The organism is Vibrio paracholerae (assembly GCF_037672085.1).
GTDB classification, from domain to species: domain Bacteria; phylum Pseudomonadota; class Gammaproteobacteria; order Enterobacterales; family Vibrionaceae; genus Vibrio; species Vibrio cholerae.
Genome location: NZ_JBBHLM010000002.1, coordinates 2188874 through 2208631, shown reverse-complemented (window position 1 = coordinate 2208631; position 19758 = coordinate 2188874). Strand labels below are relative to the sequence as shown.

The following is a 19758-nucleotide window of genomic DNA, read 5'->3' as shown; positions in this document are numbered from 1 at the left end:
ATGAGTATCAATACATTAAATAACCCTCTGTCTGTGCTGGAAGTGGAACGCTACGCGTTGACGCCTTACACCCAAGCGCACGCGATCACGCCGCATCTGCTGGATGAGCCTGCCAAGAAAAACCGTAAGGTGAAAAGTTCGATCCGCGAAGCGATTGTCGATCTTGGTTTAAAAGATGGCATGACCCTCTCTTTCCACCATGCGTTTCGTGGCGGCGATAAAACCGTCAATCTGGTGATGGAGGTGATTGCAGAATTGGGCATTAAAAACCTCACGCTCGCCTCAAGCTCGCTCACCTCTTGTCACTCGCCTTTGATTGAACACATCAAAAATGGCGTAGTGAGCAAGATTTACACCTCAGGGATCCGCGGAGCGCTGGCCGACAGCATTTCTAACGGCCTGCTTGATGAGCCCGTGCATATTCACTCGCACGGTGGTCGTGTGCATTTGATCCAAAGCGGTGAGCTGTACATCGACATGGCGTTTATTGGCGTACCTTGTTGCGATGAGTTTGGCAACGCCAACGGCTTTAAAGGCAAATCGAATTGCGGCTCACTCGGCTATGCCAAAGTTGATGCCGAACACGCTGAAAAAGTGGTGATGCTGACCGAAGCCATCGTCGGTTTTCCGAATTTCCCTGCATCGATTACTCAAGATCGTGTTGATGCGGTGGTGCAGGTGGCGGAAGTGGGCGACCCAAGCAAAATCGGTGGGGATGCCACGCGCATGACCACCAACCCACGCGAGCTGTTGATTGCCAAACGCGCTGCAGAAGTCATTGAGCATTCTGGCTATTTCTATGATGGTTTTTCAATGCAGACTGGTTCGGGCGGTGCATCGCTTGCGGTTGCGCGCTTTTTGAAAGAGAAGATGCTGCGTCAAGACATTCGCGCTTCTTTCGCTCTCGGTGGTATCACTGCGACTATGGTGGAAATGCATGAACAGGGACTGATTGATTACTTGCTCGATGTGCAGTGTTTCGATTCGGTGGCGGCGGGCTCGTTAGCGCGCAATCCGCATCATCTGGAAATTTCTGCTAACGAATACGCCAACCCAAGCTCGAAAGGGGCGGCGGTGGATAGGCTCGATGTGGTTATCCTCAGCGCGTTGGAAATTGATACCCAGTTTAACGTTAACGTGATCACCGGCTCTGATGGGGTAATTCGTGGCGCATCTGGCGGTCACTGTGACACGGCGGCCGCGGCAAACTTATCAATTATTGTGGCGCCTTTGGTGCGTGGCCGTATTCCGACCGTGGTCGAGAAAGTCACTAATGTCATCACCCCAGGATCCACCATAGATGTACTAGTGACGGATCAAGGTATCGCGGTTAACCCGAATCGTCCCGAACTGAAAGCGCGTTTCATCGCGGCGCAACTGCCCGTTGTCGAGATTGAAGCGTTGCAACAGCGTGCCGAGTTGCTGACGGGTAAACCCCAGCCGTTGCAATTTGAAGACAAAACCGTTGCCTTTGTTCACTACCGTGACGGTTCGATCATTGATGTTATCAAGCAGGTAAAAAGCCTATGAGTCACCATCCGGATCTTTCAGTCAGTCTGGACCAGCTCCTTCTGCGTAAAGAAGTGCGGGTTCGGCAACAAGGTGAGTGGCTAAAGCGCCATTCACTGCCTCTGGTTTCTTTCACGGTTAACATGCCGGGCGCGGTTAAGCTCAACGCTGCCAGCCAAACCGTGATGGATGCAGGTATGCGTGCCATTCAAGAACTGTGTCAGCAAACGGGCTGGCGGCAAGTGGCTTGTCAGTTGCTGGTGGAAAAAACCGGGCCGGAAGCCTTTGTGGTGATTCAGGCTCCGTCGGCCAGCATGCTGAAAAAAGCCATGATGAAGATTGAACGCGAGCACCCGCTGGGGCGACTGATGGATCTGGATGTAATTGATGTCGATGGACATATTATTTCGCGCCAAGGTGCGCAGTTGCCAAGACGGCGCTGCCTGCTGTGTGAACGAGATGCGGTGATCTGTGCTCGCTCACGGCGGCACAGTGTCGAAGCTTTGTTGGCAAAAATTGAGGAGATGACGCATGACTATTCCTGCTGCGCTTGATCTGCTGCTTGAACTGTCTAGCCAAGCGTCTTCCTCTTCAGGTTCAAAGACCTTCAGCTTGCCCCGCTTAGTGGGGCATCTGGCCTACCATGCCATGATGTTGGAGGTGCATCTCACCCCTAAACCGGGTTTGGTGGATACCGCCAATAATGGTGCGCACCGCGATATGGATCTCAACACTTTTATCGCCAGCGCTGAGGCGATCGCGCCTTATCTGCACTCTTTTGTCAGTGCTGGTTGGGAGAGTGCGGGACATCCGGCTGCCCAGCTACTGAGCGCTTTGCGCCCGATTGGCATTGAAGCTGAGCAAGCCATGTTTGCGGCCACACAAGGGGTGAATACCCACAAAGGGATGATTTTCATCTTGGGGCTTATTTGCGGCTCGGTGGGGTGGCTTAAAGCCAATCAACTCAAAATCGATGCGCAGCATATAGGTGAAACCATTCGCCAAGCGTGCCAGTTTTTGGTTATCGATGAGCTAAAAGCCAAGCGTGATTGTGAACCTGAAACCGCAGGCGAGCGCATTTATCGCCAGTATGGTTTGACTGGCGCACGCGGTGAAGCTGCTTCAGGCCTTGCGATGGTGATGCAACATGCGCTGCCAGCCTACCAAGCCTGTTTAACCAAAGGTGCCAGCACCGAGCAAGCCTTGTGGCATACCTTATTGGTGTTGATGGCCAATAATAACGACAGCAATCTTGTTTCACGGGGTGGATTAGCAGGGCTACATTTTGTGCAAGAACAAGCGCAGCAACTGCTCGCCAAAGGTGGCTTTTTATATCAAGAAATCGAGCAAGCTCTTACCGCGCTCGATAGTGCGCTGATTGAAAAACACTTAAGCCCCGGCGGCAGCGCCGATTTATTAGCCGCCACTTGGCTTATTTACGAATTGGTGCAGTTATTTAAAGTGCGTCACTAAGCTTACTGGTTACTTCATTTTTCATACTGCCCTGCCTCGACAGCAGGGCTTTTTAGTTTTTTCGCGCCCCTTTAGCTCGTAGGGGCTTTGCACTATAATTCGCCGGCATTTATCTCGGACAGCACCATGATTTCGAAAACCCAACTCAAATTGATTCGCGCTTTAGGGCAGAAGAAACAGCGCAAAGCGCACGGCTTATTTCTGGTTCAGGGCGAGAAAAACGTCCTAGAGCTGACCAATAGCACGCTGAACGTACAACACATTTTTGCGACCGCCGAGTTTCTCGCCGAGCACGCACAAGCCTTAGCCGGTTTCGAGTGTATTGAAGCAACCTTGGATGATTTAACCAAAGTCAGCACCTTGGTGAGCAACAACGCCGCGATTGCGGTGGTGGCGATCCCATATATTGAGGTGCCGAAAGCACAAGGGTTGATGATTGCGTTGGATGGCGTTTCCGACCCCGGTAACTTGGGCACCATTATTCGTGTCGCGGATTGGTATGGTATTTCGCACATCATCGCCAGCCAAGATTGCGCCGACCCGTATAACCCGAAAACCATCAGCGCCACGATGGGCAGTTTTGGCCGCGTACAAGTCAGCCAAGTGGATTTACCTGACTACTTAGCCAAGGCGAATTTGCCAGTGTACGGTGCATTTTTGGAAGGGGTGAGCGTGCATCAAACCGCTTTTCAAGCCGAAGGCATTTTGCTGATGGGCAGTGAATCTCACGGTATTCGCGAGCAAGCGGCGCAGTATGTGACGGATAAGATCACCATTCCGGCTTTTGGCGGCGCAGAGTCACTCAATGTGGCGATGGCAACGGGGATCATTCTCGACAATATCCGCCGTCAGCATAGTTAATCCATTTACCGAAAACGAATTTACCTAAAACGAATATCCCTAAAACCAAAAAGCGTCGGACTGTCCGACGCTTTTTTCATCTCTAGGCTTTTTTCTTAAGGCGCTGTGGTCTTAAGGCATTTCGATCTTAAGGTAATGCGGTCTTAAGGCATTTCGGTCTTAAGGGATTGCGCGCTCAAGCTCGCGGTTGGGGTTTACTTCTCCAACATATCCAGTTTGTTTGGCACGCCATCCCACTTTGCGGCGTCTTCCATCGCCGGCTTCACTTCAGTCAGATTTGGCCAATGCTCCGCCAACTCAGCGTTGAGTTCGATAAAAATCCGTTGGTCATCCACCAATTCGTCTTCCTGAAAAATGGCTTGCGCGGTACATTCCGGCACACACAGCCCACAGTCGATGCACTCAATCGGGTTGATCACCATAAAGTTCGGCCCTTCATGGAACGCATCAGCTGGGCACACCGCCACACAGTCGGTGTATTTACATTGGATACAGTTATCGGTGACGACAAAAGCCATGACAATTCGCTCTATCTAGTTAGCCGTTTCGCACACCTACAGTGTACGCAAAAATCAAGAACGGGGATGATACTGCGCCGCCGCTAAAATTCAACCCACGCCGTTTCGATGGTCGCTATTTCAACTCTAATCTGAACTTTTACTAGGACAGAGCTTTTACTATGACTGAGCTTTTAATATGACAGTGAAGGCGAATTCTCGTAAAATGCGCGCCATTGTGAGCCGCCACGCCAGTGGTTAGGCTAAGACACCCATGACCCACGAGACATCCCATGATACGTTTAACTGAAATTAAGCTGCCGCTCAACCATGAGGAAGGCGCGCTACTTGATGCCATTGCTGCCAAGTTGAAAATTCCTACTCAGCAAGTCCTCTCTTTCACACTGTTTAAACGTGGTTACGATGCTCGTAAAAAAAGCGATATCCAACTGATTTACACCGTTGATGTTGAAGTGGCGAACCCAGAAAAACTGCTCGCCAAATTCAGCAAAGATCAGCATGTGCGCCCAACGCCGGATATGTCCTACAAATTTGTCGCCAAAGCACCTGAAAACCTTCCTGAGCGTCCACTGGTGATCGGTTTTGGTCCTTGTGGCCTGTTTGCTGGCTTAGTGCTGGCGCAAATGGGCTTTAACCCGATCATCGTTGAGCGCGGCAAAGAGGTGCGTGAGCGTACCAAAGATACTTTCGGCTTTTGGCGTAAGCGTACTCTGAATACTGAATCTAACGTGCAGTTTGGTGAAGGTGGCGCAGGTACGTTTTCCGATGGTAAGTTGTACAGCCAAGTCAAAGATCCTAACTTCTATGGACGCAAAGTGATCACCGAGTTTGTTGAAGCGGGCGCGCCAGAAGAGATTTTGTATGTGAGTAAACCGCACATCGGTACCTTTAAACTGGTGACCATGATTGAAAAAATGCGCGCAAAAATCATCGAACTGGGTGGCGAAATTCGTTTTAGCACCCGCGTTGACGATATCCACATGCAAGATGGTCAAATCACCGGCGTGACACTCTCCAACGGTGAAGAGATTCAATCTCGTCACGTGGTGCTCGCGGTCGGACACAGTGCGCGTGATACCTTTGAGATGCTGCATGCGCGTGGCGTGTACATGGAAGCCAAGCCTTTCTCGGTCGGTTTTCGCATTGAGCACAAGCAATCCATGATTGATGAAGCGCGTTTTGGACCCAGTGCGGGCCACCCGATTCTAGGCGCGGCAGACTACAAACTGGTACACCATTGTAAAAATGGCCGCACCGTGTACAGCTTCTGTATGTGTCCGGGTGGCACGGTAGTGGCAGCAACGTCGGAAGAAGGGCGCGTTGTCACCAACGGCATGAGCCAATATTCACGTGCCGAACGTAACGCCAACAGCGCAATTGTGGTCGGTATTTCGCCAGAGCAAGATTACCCAGGCGATCCGCTGGCGGGCATTCGTCTGCAACGTGAATTGGAAGCGAACGCTTATAAACTGGGCGGCGAAACTTACGATGCGCCCGCGCAGAAAATCGGTGATTTCCTAAAAGGCTGTAACCCAAGTGAACTGGGCGATGTACAACCTTCTTTCACTCCGGGCATCAAGCTTACCGATCTTTCCAAAGCGCTGCCTGCCTTTGCGGTAGAAGCGATTCGTGAAGCGATCCCTGAGTTTGATCGTCAAATCAAAGGCTTTGCTTCTGAAGATGGCTTGCTGACTGGCGTGGAAACGCGTACTTCATCTCCGGTGTGCATCAAGCGCGGCAAAGATTTCCAAAGCATCAACCTGAAAGGCTTCTACCCAGCCGGTGAAGGTGCGGGTTATGCGGGTGGTATTTTGTCAGCGGGGATTGATGGCATCAAAGTCGCAGAAGCGGTCGCACGTGACATGATGGCGCAGTTAACGCAAGCATAAACACTAAGCTAAAATTTACGCGAGCTTGCAACATTTACGCGAGCTTGCAACGGTAAGTCGCTAGCAACAAAAAAGCCCCAAGTTGTTATTACTCGGGGCTTTTTTATTGGCGTTGATGAGAGGCTACGCCACGGCAAACAATGTTTTGCTAAGTGCGCTGACGCCAGCGACTTGTCGAGAAGGTCAGCCAATAGTGTAATAACGCATGCAATGCCTTGGCGGCTACACACGTGGCAAAAATGACCAAGGCCATCGCTGCCGCAGGTGCCGTTCCTCCGGCTTCTTCCATACTCATGACCACGACAGATGCAAGGCGTGAGTGTGGCCCATACAAGAACACCACGGCAGAAACTGTGGTCATCGCGTTGACGAACAGGTAGAGCGCGATGTCGAGAATCGCCGGTAAAGAGAGCGGTAAGATCAGGCGCTGAAATAAATTGAGCCGGCTCGATTTTAAAGAGTCGCCTACTGCTTCAAATTCACGATCCAACTGCTTGAGGGCGGTGACTGCGGTTAAATGCGCGACCGAGTAGAAGTGCACCACGCTCGATAACACCATGATCATCAGCCCGCCGTAAAAGGCTTGTAACGGGTTAGATGGGTGGTTGAAAAAGAAGATGTAGGCAATGCCTAAGACGAGGCCGGGTACGGCCATAGGAAGTAGCGCGACCAGTTGGTACGCTTTCGTTAACCATGGTGGTGGTGAGGTACGCTCTTGCAGCCAAGCATTAAAAAAGATCACGACAGTGCCGATCAGCATGGTCGCCAAAGCCATTAACAGTGAGTTGCGGTAAGGTTGCCAACCATTTGAATCAAAGCGCGTAAATTGATAGTTAGCGAGCGTTAACTGCAGATTATACGGCCAATAAGTAAACAGAGAGGCGAAAATGGCCATGACTAAAATCGCCAGAATAAATAAAGTGCTCGGGGCGATACAAGCCACACCAAACAGTGAGCGTTGCCAAGAGCGCGGCGCTTGATAAGGTACTGAACGTGCATTGAGGTTCGCGACCTGTTTTTTCCGCACCCAGAGATCGGCGGCGAAGGCGAGCAAAGCGGGCAGCAGTAAAATCACCCCAACCACTGCACCCATCTCAAATCTTTGTTGACCAATCACTTGTTTGTAGATGTCAGTTGCCAGCACGTTAAACTGACCACCGATGATCTTAGGAACTCCAAAGTCGGTGATGACTAAGGTAAAGACGACGAAGCTGGCACTCACCAAACCGTAACGCGCGGAAGGGATCGTCACTGACCAAAAGGTTCGCCAAGGGGAAGATTTTAAACTTTCTGCGGCTTCATATTGGCGCGCATCGGCGTGGGCTAGTGCGGTACACAAGATCATCAATGCATGGGGAAACGTCCAAAAAACGGAACCAAGAATGATCCCAACCGGACCATAGATGGTATGACCCAATAGCATAGATTTAGCAATCCCTTGATTACCAAATAGATAAATCAAGCTTATCGCGGGTAGTAGTGAGGGCGCTAAAATCGGGATAGTTAAAATCAAGCGAATCCATTGGCTGCCTGGTAAGCGGGTGCGGGTTAAGGCATAAGCAGCCATAAAGCTCAGTAGGATCACTAATACTGTGCTGATAGAGGCGATAAACAGAGAGTTGAGCGCAGCATGGGTGATACCTCCTGATGCGATGTAGGCTGAAAAGTTACTCAGCCCGACAAACTCGCCTTGGGGATTCATTAAGCTACGGCTAAACAGTGCATACAGTGGGCCAAGCAGCGTGATCAGCAAAAACAGCAAACCTACTGTCAGTAGTAAGTTGAGCCACTGCTGCTCCCGATAGTCCCCGTTAATTCCTAAGATTCGGGTGCGTTTGGATAATGAGAGTCGATTTGAGAGCATATTTCTTCCTTATCGCTGTTTAGGCTGCAAAACAGTGCAGCTTTTCTGCAGCAAGGCATACGCCCACGATACTGCCATGATCTAATTGCAAGGTGTGCGCTAAACCTAAGGTGACATCGGCACATAAGGTTTCTTGGCTATCGAGTAGGCTTAAATTACAGCGTAAGAAAGCCCCCATAAACTCGATATTAGTCACTTGAGCTTTGAGTTGCCCCTGTCGTTCTGCCACCACAGTGACGTGCTCTGGTCGAAAGGCAATTCGAGTCACCTGAGTGTTGCTGGCTGGCTTATTCGCTAAGTGTTGTTGCACCGCATCAAGTTGATAAATCACGCTGCTGTGTTGGGCATCAATAAAGTTCATCTGACCGATAAAATTAGCCACGAAAGCGGTGCGCGGATGGTTATAGATCTCTTGCGGTGTGCCCACTTGTTCGATCACGCCATGGTTCATCACCACGATGCGATCGGCCATAGTTAAGGCTTCCTCCTGATCATGAGTCACCATAATGGTGGTGACGCCTAAACGTTTTTGCAGGCTACGGATCTCTTGGCGTAGGTGTGAACGCACTTTGGCATCCAATGCTGAGAGAGGTTCATCAAGCAGTAGTAAACCCGGTGCCGGCGCGAGAGCACGCGCTAATGCTACTCGCTGCTGCTGTCCACCTGAGATTTGCGCAGGGAATTTGTCGGCATGTTGACTGAGTTCAACTAAGGCAAGCAGTTCATCGACACGTTGCTGAATGGTGTCACGGCTAGCTGCTTGGCAGCGTAAACCAAAAGCAATATTGTCAAATAGGCTCATATTAGGAAAAAGCGCGTAGGACTGAAATACAATCCCAAAATCCCGCTCTTTAACCGGCAAAGCGCTAATGTCTTGCTGACCTTGGAGCAAGGTTCCACTATTTTGTTGTTCCAAACCCGCAATGATCCGCAGCAAGGTGGTTTTACCACAGCCGGAAGGGCCTAAAAAACAGACCAATTCGCCCGGTTGTACAGTTAACTGAATATCTTTGAGCACTTGCGTTTCTGCAAACCATTTATTGACGTTTCGAATGACTAATTGACTACCCTGACATCGCATAATACGTATTCCAACTACTCTTAAATCAGCAAGCCACAGGTGACTTGCCTTAATTCCTCTCCGCCATCACATTGATTTGCACTGTCGCCACATTCAGTGGCGACATTGGCAAGCATGGCGCAGAGATGTGCTGCCTACTTGGCGTCTGATTTACCGTCGTAACGGCGTTCCCATTCACGCAAAATGCGCTCACGATTGGCTGCGGCGTACTGGAAATCGTTGTCGATCAATAGCGCTTCCGCATTTTCAGGGAAATACTGCACAGGTTTAGCAACGCCCGGCATAGCGACAATCGCATAGCCTTCGTTGTACATTTCCATCGCTTTTTGGCTGATTGACCAATCCATCAAAGTTTTGGCCGCCTCAAGATTCTTACTGCCAGAGACAATCGCGGTTGATTCCATATCCCAGCCTAAACCTTCACTTGGGAAAACCAACTCAAGAGGTGCGCCACGCTGTTTCTCACGTGCGCCGCGGAAGGCAAACGAGATGCCGATTGCAGTCTCTCCGGTGGCGGCATGGACGCATGGACGAGATCCAGAGTGGGTGTAGTTTTTGATGTTCGCGTGTAGCTTATCCATATAAGCCCAGCCTTCTTGCTCACCAAATAGCTGTAACCAAGAGGAAACATCCAGATACCCAGTGCCAGAGGAGGCAGGGTTCGGCATCACGATATGCCCTTTATAGATAGGTTTGGTTAAATCTTGCCATGAAGTTGGCATAGGTAAATTGTGTTTGGCTGCTTCAACGGTGTTAAAGCAAATCGCCGCCATCCAAGCATCCATGCCCACCCAGTGGGTTGGCTCAGAGCTATCTTTAAATTTGCTAGAGAGCTTTTCAACGCCCTTAGGCGAGTAAGGGTAGAGCATGTTCTCATCTTTAAGCAGCATCAGGCTGGTGGCTGCCAATCCCCATACTACATCCGCTCTAGGGTTATTTTTTTCTGCCAATAGACGGGCAGTAATGACGCCTGTTGAGTCACGAACCCAGTTGATCTTAATCTCAGGATGATCGGCATTAAAGCGCTCTGCATACTTAGTTAAGTCATCAGATTCGATGGCGGTGTACACCGTTAATTCTGTGGCATGCAGGGTGAAAGAAATGCTCGCGGCCAAAGCCAGCAGTCCGTTGCTGAAAAGTTTTCGTGTTGACATGGTTCATTCCTATTGAAAAAGTAAATTTCCCTTTAACCTGAGATGACAAATTGCCTACTGGCCCATTAAAGCGCGTGTTTAACGCTCAGTTGAAGCTGCGCTGTATCTGAATCAAGTCTGCATCTACCAGCTCAAATCCTCGGGAAGCGTGTCGTGAGTGATTGGATTAATGACTAAATTAAGCGGGTTAGATGACGAAACCGTTACGTGATTCAAGGAAAAGGCTTAGATATTCTTATGTCTACTCCAATAAAAGAAGTTAAGCATGTTGTTGCTTAGCGATTTCTCTACGGATCCAATCACAAAACGCCAACACCTTGGGACGCTGATCACCTTTGCGCCATCCCATATAGTGTCCACCACTGGTCGACATGGTGGCAGGGTGAGCCAATACCAGTTCACCATGTCGTAGTGGTTCAGCTGCCACAAAGCTGCGAGTTAACAGAGCAAAATCACTTTGCTTGATGGCTCGTAAGGCAACGGTGGTCGTGTCAAATTCCAGACAAGCCGAAGTAGGGATTGGCTTGACACCTTGTTGATGAAACCACTGCAGCCAAGTTTCGCGGTAACCAATCACAGAAGCTCTTGGCCAATTGAGCAACTGCTCGGCATCCGTCACAGGGCCATGTTTCAGTATGGCTTGCGGGCTACAGACCACTTGCCAGCACTCATGTGTTAAACGCTCAACATGTAGGCCATCCCAATCGCCATAACCGTTGTAAATTTCGATATCGGCATGAGCTAAATGATCTGCGGGAATCCATGGTGAGGTGTATAAGCGCACTCGAAATCGTGGGTAATCTTGTAAAAAGCTTGCCAAACGCGGGGCTAAAAAGTGCTCCGCAAACGAGTTAGAGACACGAATCGATAAGGTATTTTTGCCTCGCTCACCAAATAGCTCTTCGGTGCCGAGACGAAGAGTGTGGAAGGACTGGCTAATCACAGGTTGATAGCTTTGCCCTGCCTCGGTTAAGCGAATGCCTTTCGCTTCACGCACAAAGAGTTCAGTGCGCAGATGGTGCTCTAATATCTTGACTTGTTGGCTTATGGCCGCCTGAGTCACATTCAGCTCATCAGCCGCTTTAGTAAAGCTGCCTAAACGAGCCGAAGCTTCAAATGCTCGTAGCGCATTCAGTGGCGGTAACTTACTCATATTCATTCTCTATGCGAAATCTGACTTCTCGATACCTTAAGAGTGAAATATGACCAGTGCGTGACGGCATTAGTAAATTTAGGGCTTAGCGCGAGAAAAACTGGCTGCATAGTGAAGGGGGAGAGTGGCAAAATAGCGCCGAATTGACTTGTTAGGAAAAAAGATGGAACTGGCCTTATTTGATTTAGACCACACTTTAATTGCCACCGATAGCTCAGCCCAGTGGTGGCAGCATATGTACCAGTTAGGTTGGTTGGCAGAGCCTGCACTACAGGTTCAGCATCAGCGTATGATGCAAGAGTATGACCAAGGTGTGCTGGATATGAACCAGTACTTGGATCTCACGCTCTCTCCTTTGGTTGGCCAATCCTATGCGCACATCTCGCAACTGGCGCAGCAGTTTGTGGAGCAGCATTTACTCAGCCAACTGTATCCAAAAGCCAAGCAGTTGATTCAAGAACATCAACAACAGGGACGACGTGTGATTATTGTTTCTGCCAGCGAAGATTTCTTGGTTAAACCTTGGCAAGCACTACTGCAAATTGATGCGGCCATTGGTATTGGTATTGTCACAGAGCAAGGGAATATTACGGGTAAAGCCATTCAGCCACTGACTTACCGTGAAGGAAAAGTGAATGCGATTCAACAATGGTTAGATGAGCAAGCTTTTACCCCGAGCCGCATTTACGCTTACAGCGATTCTCACAACGATTTGGCTATGTTTGAGTTTGCTGATCAGGCGTTCGCCACCAACCCCAATCAGCAACTCAGTAATATTGCCGAGCAGCGCGATTGGCCAGTGTTACACTTTGCGCCTGATTGCTAATTCCAGTATTTTGGGGAATAAAACCAAAGGGCTCAGTTGAGCCCTTTGTTGATCTTGATGGTTCGATGCGAAGCGATTACTTGCTGCGCAGAAAATCTTCCATCTTATGACCTGTGATGCTGGAAAGGCTTCTAAACAGATAGAACAGCGCGCCCATCATCAAAATCGTCACCGGCAGTGAAATCACCGGAAAGCTCAGCGCCGTCATCTTACCGATCTCTTCGTTAAAGGCTTCCGTACCCGCAGGGCTTTTCACAATCCACTTTGCCAAGCCATAGTTGAGCACGGCTGAAACAAAAAACGAGAACGCAATCAGATAAGAGCTGACATTCACCCGACGCTCAAACTCCGCCTTCTTCTCTGGCGTGCTTAACGCGCTGTGCAGCTTGTCGTGATCGACAATATCTTCATTGAGCAGCATTTTACGCACTAGCGGATAACCAATCAGGTTACTCACAATAACGATCACAAAGATCAGCCCCGGAATCGCCGCTTCTTTAATGGCTATATAAGCAGGGTCGAGTTGCAGCAAGCCAATGCCACCGGTGAGCAACACGCTAATCATGCCCAGCGCCGAGTAAAAATTGACTTTGCGCTCTTGAATAAAGCTGTACACCCCAAACAGCAGGGGAAAGGCTAACGCGGCCACCAATGCCCACGTTGGGCCAAGGTTATCTTCACCGCTCATTTTGCTCAAAATCACCACTGGGATAACAATGTTGATCAGAACATTACTGAGTAAGCTTTGGTTGGATTTCATACAAACAACTTCCTAGTGATTGAGCGCTCAGTATACGAATGAAGCGGTTTGACTCAAGCCCCTTAGTAGCGGCTGGTTGGGTTAATTGTAAGCAGGTGTTGGGCAGTAAAGCTAAAAATTGCATAGAGTGACTTGATCCATCGGGATTCGATAGGCAAAGTGCAATTCATCTTGAGCTATCTCTACTCCAGAAAGCCACCAACTTTGAAATGGAACTGCCCATGCCTAGCCACTCCTCGTTTTTAGATATTTCAGCGCTGTTTGAACAGTGCGAACAGAGTTCACTACTCAAAGGCGCACAACTCGCGAAAAGTGGCGCAGTACGCAAGCTCACCATCACTGGGCATACCGTGAACGCTGAAGTGAAAGGCTCTCAACTTTATCGCGTGCAACTTACTGGCGGTCAAGTTTCCTCTAGCCGCTGCACTTGCCCTGCGACGGACTATCAAGCGGTATGCAAACACGCCGTGGCCGTTGCCCTCTGCTTACTCGATCAGCAAGCACAGAATGAAGACGGTGAACGTGAGCAGATCCGCCGTTATCTAAGCACATTAAGCGAAGAGGCGAGGCTCGAGATGCTACTTGATTATCTCGAGCGAGATAAGTCGGTTTGGCAAGCCTTACTGGCGAAAGAACACCCCAAAGATCAGAGCCTCAGTTATAACGAGCTGAAGAAAAAAATTACCCAAGCGCTCCCTCGTAAACAGCTTTGGGATTGGGGTGACGTGAGCGATTACTTTGCACAGGCCGAAGAGCAGCTCGACTGGGTATTTGATGTTGCGATGCAACTTGCAACCGATCAGCAGTGGAAACTGATCCAGCACACTGTCACCCGTTTGAACAGCGTGTTAGAGCAGATTGATGACTCCAACGGTGAACGTTCTGGAGTCGAAGCGCTGATCAATGTTCAGATGCCGATGATTTTGAACCGATTGGAGTGGAGTGAGGAAGAGAAAGCGCAGTGGATGTTTGAGCGCATGACCCACCATGAGTTTGATGTGTATCCCTCAATTGAAACCGACTTCGCGATCGTTTGGCAGAGCAACCCAACATTTTTACACTTGTGTCGCAAAGCCATTGAGAACACACCACTTAACCGTGAAAACGCGTGGGATCTCAACACGTGGGCCGCACCACTACTGGCCATGGCAACGGATTGGCATGAAGTTATCGCCATCAAGCAAAAAATTGCGTGGCGCTGCGACGATTTTCTGGACATAGTGCAGCTCTACCTTGAGCATCAAGAGCCACATCAAGCGGAATTCTGGTTAGCTAAAGCCAAAAAGCACGCGACCCCTTATGAAAAGCAGCAGTGCGAGCAGTTGCAAGTCAACCTCTACCTCAGCTTGGGGCAAATGACTCAAGCGTGGCAGTTGGCGAACCGACTTTTCACTGAGAATCCCTCTTTTGATAGTTACCAAAAGCTGAGCGCGTTTAAAGCCACACACCAAATTGAAGATGCGGAGTTTTTAGCGCGTATCGAACAGAGTTTGATCGCCTGCTATCAACCCGCTGATGCACGAGGATTTATCAGCCGCAACAGTAGTGATGTGGTGGAATTTTATATCGAGCAGCAAGCATGGCAAAAAGCCTGTGATTGGGTAGCCAATCGACCCACCGAAACTCAGGTACTACTCAGATTGGCCGATCACATTATTGCCAACCAACCTCAGCTCTCGTTGCAGTACTACCTTCGCGTGGCGCGCGCCTCAATTGAACAAACCAGCAACCAAGGTTATCAAGATGCGATTCACCATCTACAACGTATCGAGCGTTTATTAGCCAAAAATCCCACCGTGTTGGCCGATTTTTATCTCGAAATCACCGCTCTGGCAGAAGCCTACAAACGTAAGCGAAATATGCATAACTTATTGAAAAAGCACTATCCAAAGCAGGTTTAGTGGTTCTCTTCTGGTTGCTATTATACCCAAAAAACTTGGAGTTGCAGGTAGGCGGCAAGTAAGTAAATCCCCATGAGCATAGGCAAACTATGTGATTGGGGTGAACGAGCCTAGCCAACACAGCTGCAGCTTCAAGTAGGAAGGGTATAAAAAAATAAATATCAAGTTCGGCATTATATTTTTCTAGATGATTGAATATGAATAGAGCACATGGGTTCTTCCTCTTTTTACTCTCAATTCCTACCGCCATCATTTCAGCTTTGACTTTTGAACAACAAGGTGGATTCATTATTGGTGGATGGTTTGTAATAGCTCTTGCGCTCTCTGGAATGGGTGCAATTAAACAATTCATAAAAGAGCGCAATAACCAATATGGAATCACAACCGGTGTCGTGGTCGGATTTGAAGTAACTGTTAAATACAATAGAAATATCGAGGAGCGTTTTAGAAAGAAAAAATTTCTCAATCCTCAGGTTGAATATACTTGGAATGGTCAGGTTTACACTCAATCATTATTAGTAACTTACGATGCTACTTTACATCGTATTGTTGGTAAGAAACTAGGAGAGAAAGTTGTTTTGCGTGTTCCATTAAATGAACCTCAAAACGCAAGAGAGAATACATTTATTTCCAAGTATATCTATCTAATAATTAGTGTCTGTGCTGGTTTTCTTTCTTTGTTAATATTGTTTTTGTTGGCTTTCTAGTGTGAACTATACTAAATAATATCAACATAATAGGCCATGCCCTGTTGATTAAGCAGGGCACTATTTTATATCAATCATGAAATATACACTATGCTGTTTTTTCTAATGATTGATATTCATACTCTACTTTATGACCACATTCACAACTTACAGTATAAGTGTTTTTATCTTTTGATACATGGGTTTTTCTATTCCCACATTTTATGCAAGCTAAGTTCATTGATGTGTTCTTATTACAATCTTTACAGGTGACATAATATCCAAATTTACCATATTTTGGTGAGGTATTGTTACTCGAACACTCCTTACATACAAACCAAGGATTTGAGATGTTTATTTTTGTTTCTATTTGATGGGTAATGTTATCTGGTTTATTGATCTTATTAGTGAATTTTTTATCTTCGATTAACGGGTTCTTGTGTGCTTCAATTAAGAAGTTTTTAATATTTTGAAGCTCATTATCACTAAATGTTGGATTTGGCTTTAAGATACTCGATCTACTAGCTATTATTTCTTCCACTCGATTAGCAATTTGTTCTGATTTAATAATCATTGGTGATATTTTTGATGGGATGTTGTCTCTATCGATGATTGCATCATTCGAAGCCGCGCACAGAGTGTCCCAACATCGGCCGCCAAAATAGCCTTGAAGCATTAATATCTTTTCTAGTAACTGTTCTGCATTATCATTTAATAATGCTTTCAATAGTTTGGTTTGCATTTCTGCTTGGGTTATAGGAGATGGCATGCCGACCCATTTTCCACGAACCGTTCTTTGCCATTCTAGCTGTTTGTTAATTTGAACAGTACCCTTGATGGATTTTGATTCAATAATAACAAATCCTTTTTTATAAACAACAAGGTGGTCTATTTGTGCGATTTCACCTTTATGCTCAATACGTAAATCATTATAAATGAAGATACTCTCATTTTCGGAAAAATGACGTCTCAAATAGAATGCTACATCATTTTCTACTTGATTGCCTAAGTCTTGTTTGAAATTACTAGTTTTAATATGTGTTTTTTCTTTTACTATCATAACTACCTAGCCTTTTTATTTACGTATTGTTATTTAAAATTTATATATTTGAATTATGCCTTATTCATCGTCATCGAGTCTGTGATTGCTGACTATTATTTTTTATCACTGCTTTTAATCGTGCGAACGTTTTCATAGCATCGCTTGCTGGCATATTTGGATAACTTGGATTTTGTGCTTGTAGTTCATACTGGTTCGGTGCGATTTTACGTACTACCCGCAGTAAGTACTGGTTATCCCCCGTTTCATCTTGAGTTTCTATAGCCATGGTGAGATTTGATATAGATCCAGCACTGCTTGGTGTCACCCATTCAAGTAATAACAGATCCCCGTCTTGAATCGGATTTTTGCCGCCATTCATAGAGTTTCCCGCCGCGGGGGCAACAAAATGGCGAGTAGGGTCTAACTTGCCATAGCCATCGGCAACACAGTGATATTGAACCGCTTCATGAGAGCCGCGTTTAAAATGGCCGCAAGCAATTTTCAGTTCAGGGTAAAAAGGCAGCATCGTCCCTTGCGGATCACTTTGTTTGGCAAACTCCAGCACTTGGGCTGAAGGTGAGTGTTCAATGTCTGGCTGATTCGATGGCTGTTGTTGCTGTGGTCGCTTGGCATATTCAGCCAAGCGTAAATCAACCAATTCTTGCATGGCATCGTGTAATAACTCGATATGCTGATCTTTTATCGCGAAGGTAGCGACAAATTTTTGATCGTTAATTGTAAACCAAGGAGCCGATTTATTATTGGGCTTGGTAAAAGCGTTGATCGGATTCGCTAGCCAATATTTTAACCAGCCTTGATCGCTGGCTTGAAACTGCTTGGCACTTTCGGTGAGCTCTTGCGCCATTAACTGTGGACGACGTGACAACACATGATGGCTTCGCTCGGCTAACGCGCTGAGTGTTGGTGGCTGGCGCAGACCATCAAGTTCCAGTAAGGCTTCGAGCAAGATCGCTTTAAACGATTTGCTCATCGCTGTGTTTTCAATGCCATGGAGGAGAAAATCACCATAATGGCTGACGAGTTCGCTGAGGTGTGGATCATTTTCTTGGCTGGCGACTAGATGAAACCAGCTTATGGCTTGCTGGCGAACTTTCTTCATCGGGTAGCCATGATGGAAAAATTCACTGGCGGTTGGGCGATGAGCTAATTGATGCGCTAATTGTTGATAATCATCTTGCACATTATTGCGTAGCCGTTTGGCTAAACGTTGCCAAAAGTTGATCAGCTCAATATCAAAATTAACATGACAACCTTTGGCAAGTGGCGCGTTAGTTTGTAATTTCCCTATCACTTCTCGGAGTGTTTTGACATTAAATAAGGTTGCTGGGCGGTTTAAAAATGAATCGTGATTACCAATAAAATCCAGCACGACAAGTTTGCGTTTGTTGGTAATGGGAGAAAGGCGTAAGCCGCGACCTAATTGCTGTAGAAAGAGAATTTTTGATTCGGTTGGGCGAGCCATTAAAATCGTATCAATCGAGGGGAGATCGGTGCCTTCATTAAACAGGTCGACCGAGAAAATAATCTCAATTTTACCTTGGTCTAGCCATTGCAGCGCTTGATTACGCCTTACGGCTGAATCACTGTACACAGCAACGGCATGAATGCCTTTGGCGACAAAATACTGCGCCATAAAATCCGCGTGTTTTTTCGAGACACAAAAGGCTAAGGTTCGCGTTTGTTTTTTAGCTTGCCATTCACGATAGACATGTTCAGCGCGTCGTGATGTAGCCAGTTTATTATCAAGCGTATTAGGATCAAACTTACCGTTACGCCACGGAATCTCTTGGTAATTTACCGCTTGATCGTAGATACCGTGATAATCAAACGGTGTGAGAATCTCATCATCAATGCCATGCACTAAATTGCGTTCGAAGACTAAGTTATCATCACATAAAGAGAGAATATCAGCTTGATCAGAACGCTCCGGTGTCGCCGTTAAACCGAGGAGAAATTTAGGCTGAAAATAGGCAAGCAACTGACGATAGCTTCTTGCCGCGGCATGATGAAACTCATCCACTATTAGGTAATCAAAGTGATCAACGGCAAAACGTTGTAGGTGATTTTGCTTACCTAAGGTTGCGACAGAGGCAAACAATAGCGTTGCTTGATCATCTTGTATCGAACCGTTGTAGAGACCAGTTTTGGCATGGGGGAGCAACTGGCTAAAGGTTTTTTCTGCTTGCAGCAGGATCTCTTCACGATGGGCAACAAACAACACGTTTTTCGCTTGCATTTGCATCACATCAAAGGCGGATAACCAAGTTTTTCCCATGCCTGTCGCAAGCACCACTAACCCCCTTGAATAACCTTGTTGTCGAGTGGCATCCAGTGCGGCTAAAGCTTCAATTTGGATTGAGTTTGGTGTTGGAACGTCGATGGTTTCTTGTTCATCTTCTGTGACCAACTGAGCAATGGTACGCTGCTGCTGTGTTTGTTGATAACGGCAGAGGTAATTATCAATCCATTGATGGCTTAATGGCTGACTCTGGTTGTGGGTGAAAATGGCAGCAAACTGTTGACGAATATGGAGAAACTCAAGGGCAGCAGCACTGGTTTCAGGTGGTTCAAAGTCGTGACGTAGAGCCCATTCATGGCTGTCTAATAACGCTGTTTTGCTGATGTTGTTGGAACCAATCCAAGCGCAACCTTCAAGTATTTCTCCCTGTTCACAGCGGACAAAAATGTACGATTTCATATGAAAGCTGTGCTGACCACATTCAAATACACGACACTGAGCGCCGCGTTCTGTTAGCAACATTAGGCGTCGCAGCGCAACAGGATGAGTAATCGAGAGATAATCTGATGTTAGGAGTTTTACCTGAGCACCACTTTGCACAGCATCAAACAGAGGATCAAACAGTAAATCCAGACCGGATGGCTGAATGAATGAGACTGAAATTTCAATTTCAGTCGCGTGATTAATGGCTTGGACAAGTCTTGGTAGGAGCGGATCGTTTGCACCACCAGAAGAGAGCTTATGACCTGAATACAGAAAACTTTGTCTATCACTCATCACA

Annotated in this window: 16 protein-coding genes; 8 read left to right on the top strand and 8 right to left on the bottom strand. The window is 47.4% G+C overall.

What is annotated here, in order from left to right:
• The 4 genes from citF (at position 1) to R4537_RS15140 (ending at position 3843) form a co-directional block, all read left to right on the top strand.
• The gene (citF, locus tag R4537_RS15155) at positions 1–1530 is read left to right on the top strand and encodes a citrate lyase subunit alpha (RefSeq protein ID WP_071179632.1); all 1530 of its coding nucleotides are present in this window, start codon (positions 1–3) and stop codon (positions 1528–1530) included.
• Positions 1527–2063 (top strand): citrate lyase holo-[acyl-carrier protein] synthase, encoded by a 537-nt coding sequence (gene citX / locus R4537_RS15150; RefSeq protein WP_000018094.1) that lies wholly within the window; start codon positions 1527–1529, stop codon positions 2061–2063. Before citF ends, citX begins: the two co-directional genes overlap by 4 nt.
• The gene (gene citG / locus R4537_RS15145) at positions 2041–2982 is read left to right on the top strand and encodes a triphosphoribosyl-dephospho-CoA synthase CitG (protein ID WP_071179633.1); all 942 of its coding nucleotides are present in this window, start codon (positions 2041–2043) and stop codon (positions 2980–2982) included. The genes citX and citG overlap by 23 nt, the downstream gene beginning before the upstream one ends.
• Positions 2983–3108: 126 nt before the next feature.
• Entirely contained in the window at positions 3109–3843 is a 735-nt protein-coding gene (locus tag R4537_RS15140; RefSeq protein ID WP_071179634.1) for an RNA methyltransferase, read from the top strand.
• Positions 3844–4037: 194 nt separating this feature from the next.
• Here the strand turns inward: R4537_RS15140 and fdxA are convergent, their stop codons facing one another.
• A complete protein-coding gene (fdxA, locus tag R4537_RS15135; RefSeq protein WP_053034133.1) occupies positions 4038–4361 on the bottom strand; it encodes a ferredoxin FdxA in 324 nt (107 codons plus the stop codon).
• 272 nt (positions 4362–4633) lie between these two features.
• Here fdxA and R4537_RS15130 point away from each other — a divergent pair, with 272 nt between their 5' ends.
• Positions 4634–6250 carry an NAD(P)/FAD-dependent oxidoreductase gene (locus R4537_RS15130; protein WP_071179635.1) on the top strand — a complete coding sequence of 539 codons (1617 nt, stop codon included), beginning with the start codon at positions 4634–4636 and terminating at the stop codon, positions 6248–6250.
• A 148-nt stretch (positions 6251–6398) separates the two neighbouring features.
• Here R4537_RS15130 and R4537_RS15125 read toward each other — a convergent pair whose 3' ends face one another.
• The 4 genes from R4537_RS15125 to R4537_RS15110 all read right to left on the bottom strand — a co-directional run bounded on the left by R4537_RS15125 (position 6399) and on the right by R4537_RS15110 (position 11502).
• Entirely contained in the window at positions 6399–8114 is a 1716-nt protein-coding gene (locus R4537_RS15125; protein WP_071179636.1) for a putative 2-aminoethylphosphonate ABC transporter permease subunit, read from the bottom strand.
• 19 nt (positions 8115–8133) lie between these two features.
• On the bottom strand, positions 8134–9195 hold the full coding sequence (locus tag R4537_RS15120) for a putative 2-aminoethylphosphonate ABC transporter ATP-binding protein (protein WP_071179637.1): 1062 nt from the start codon (positions 9193–9195) through the stop codon (positions 8134–8136).
• Positions 9196–9329: 134 nt separating this feature from the next.
• Complete coding sequence (locus R4537_RS15115) at positions 9330–10349, bottom strand: putative 2-aminoethylphosphonate ABC transporter substrate-binding protein (RefSeq protein ID WP_000107491.1); 1020 nt, start codon at positions 10347–10349, stop codon at positions 9330–9332.
• A 259-nt stretch (positions 10350–10608) separates the two neighbouring features.
• The gene (locus tag R4537_RS15110; protein ID WP_000040824.1) at positions 10609–11502 is read right to left on the bottom strand and encodes a LysR substrate-binding domain-containing protein; all 894 of its coding nucleotides are present in this window, start codon (positions 11500–11502) and stop codon (positions 10609–10611) included.
• Between the two features lie 163 nt (positions 11503–11665).
• Between R4537_RS15110 and R4537_RS15105 the strand changes: the two genes are divergently transcribed.
• Entirely contained in the window at positions 11666–12328 is a 663-nt protein-coding gene (locus R4537_RS15105) for an HAD family hydrolase (protein ID WP_071179638.1), read from the top strand.
• A 76-nt stretch (positions 12329–12404) separates the two neighbouring features.
• On the opposite strand, the gene R4537_RS15100 is transcribed toward R4537_RS15105, so the two are convergent.
• Positions 12405–13088, bottom strand: coding sequence for a VC0807 family protein (locus R4537_RS15100; protein ID WP_071179639.1), 684 nt, complete (start codon positions 13086–13088; stop codon positions 12405–12407).
• 221 nt (positions 13089–13309) lie between these two features.
• On the opposite strand from R4537_RS15100, the gene R4537_RS15095 reads away from it, so the two are divergent.
• Together R4537_RS15095 and R4537_RS15090 are read left to right on the top strand one after the other, a co-directional pair.
• The gene (locus R4537_RS15095; protein ID WP_071179641.1) at positions 13310–14989 is read left to right on the top strand and encodes an SWIM zinc finger family protein; all 1680 of its coding nucleotides are present in this window, start codon (positions 13310–13312) and stop codon (positions 14987–14989) included.
• Between the two features lie 197 nt (positions 14990–15186).
• Complete coding sequence (locus tag R4537_RS15090; RefSeq protein ID WP_001077909.1) at positions 15187–15696, top strand: hypothetical protein; 510 nt, start codon at positions 15187–15189, stop codon at positions 15694–15696.
• A gap of 88 nt (positions 15697–15784) precedes the next feature.
• Here R4537_RS15090 and R4537_RS15085 read toward each other — a convergent pair whose 3' ends face one another.
• On the bottom strand, positions 15785–16735 hold the full coding sequence (locus R4537_RS15085) for a nuclease-related domain-containing protein (protein ID WP_071179642.1): 951 nt from the start codon (positions 16733–16735) through the stop codon (positions 15785–15787).
• Between the two features lie 70 nt (positions 16736–16805).
• On the bottom strand, positions 16806–19754 hold the full coding sequence (locus R4537_RS15080) for a DEAD/DEAH box helicase family protein (protein WP_071179643.1): 2949 nt from the start codon (positions 19752–19754) through the stop codon (positions 16806–16808).
• Between the last annotated feature and the right edge of the window lie 4 nt (positions 19755–19758).

Excerpts from the sequence above, each read along its gene's own strand:
- citF (WP_071179632.1), top strand. The coding sequence starts at position 1 with ATGAGTATCAATACATTAAATAACCCTCTGTCTGTGCTGGAAGTGGAA.
- citX (WP_000018094.1), top strand. The coding sequence starts at position 1,527 with ATGAGTCACCATCCGGATCTTTCAGTCAGTCTGGACCAGCTCCTTCTG.
- citG (WP_071179633.1), top strand. The coding sequence starts at position 2,041 with ATGACTATTCCTGCTGCGCTTGATCTGCTGCTTGAACTGTCTAGCCAA.
- R4537_RS15140 (WP_071179634.1), top strand. The coding sequence starts at position 3,109 with ATGATTTCGAAAACCCAACTCAAATTGATTCGCGCTTTAGGGCAGAAG.
- fdxA (WP_053034133.1), bottom strand. The coding sequence starts at position 4,361 with ATGGCTTTTGTCGTCACCGATAACTGTATCCAATGTAAATACACCGAC.
- R4537_RS15130 (WP_071179635.1), top strand. The coding sequence starts at position 4,634 with ATGATACGTTTAACTGAAATTAAGCTGCCGCTCAACCATGAGGAAGGC.
- R4537_RS15125 (WP_071179636.1), bottom strand. The coding sequence starts at position 8,114 with ATGCTCTCAAATCGACTCTCATTATCCAAACGCACCCGAATCTTAGGA.
- R4537_RS15120 (WP_071179637.1), bottom strand. The coding sequence starts at position 9,195 with ATGCGATGTCAGGGTAGTCAATTAGTCATTCGAAACGTCAATAAATGG.
- R4537_RS15115 (WP_000107491.1), bottom strand. The coding sequence starts at position 10,349 with ATGTCAACACGAAAACTTTTCAGCAACGGACTGCTGGCTTTGGCCGCG.
- R4537_RS15110 (WP_000040824.1), bottom strand. The coding sequence starts at position 11,502 with ATGAGTAAGTTACCGCCACTGAATGCGCTACGAGCATTTGAAGCTTCG.
- R4537_RS15105 (WP_071179638.1), top strand. The coding sequence starts at position 11,666 with ATGGAACTGGCCTTATTTGATTTAGACCACACTTTAATTGCCACCGAT.
- R4537_RS15100 (WP_071179639.1), bottom strand. The coding sequence starts at position 13,088 with ATGAAATCCAACCAAAGCTTACTCAGTAATGTTCTGATCAACATTGTT.
- R4537_RS15095 (WP_071179641.1), top strand. The coding sequence starts at position 13,310 with ATGCCTAGCCACTCCTCGTTTTTAGATATTTCAGCGCTGTTTGAACAG.
- R4537_RS15090 (WP_001077909.1), top strand. The coding sequence starts at position 15,187 with ATGAATAGAGCACATGGGTTCTTCCTCTTTTTACTCTCAATTCCTACC.
- R4537_RS15085 (WP_071179642.1), bottom strand. The coding sequence starts at position 16,735 with ATGATAGTAAAAGAAAAAACACATATTAAAACTAGTAATTTCAAACAA.
- R4537_RS15080 (WP_071179643.1), bottom strand. The coding sequence starts at position 19,754 with ATGAGTGATAGACAAAGTTTTCTGTATTCAGGTCATAAGCTCTCTTCT.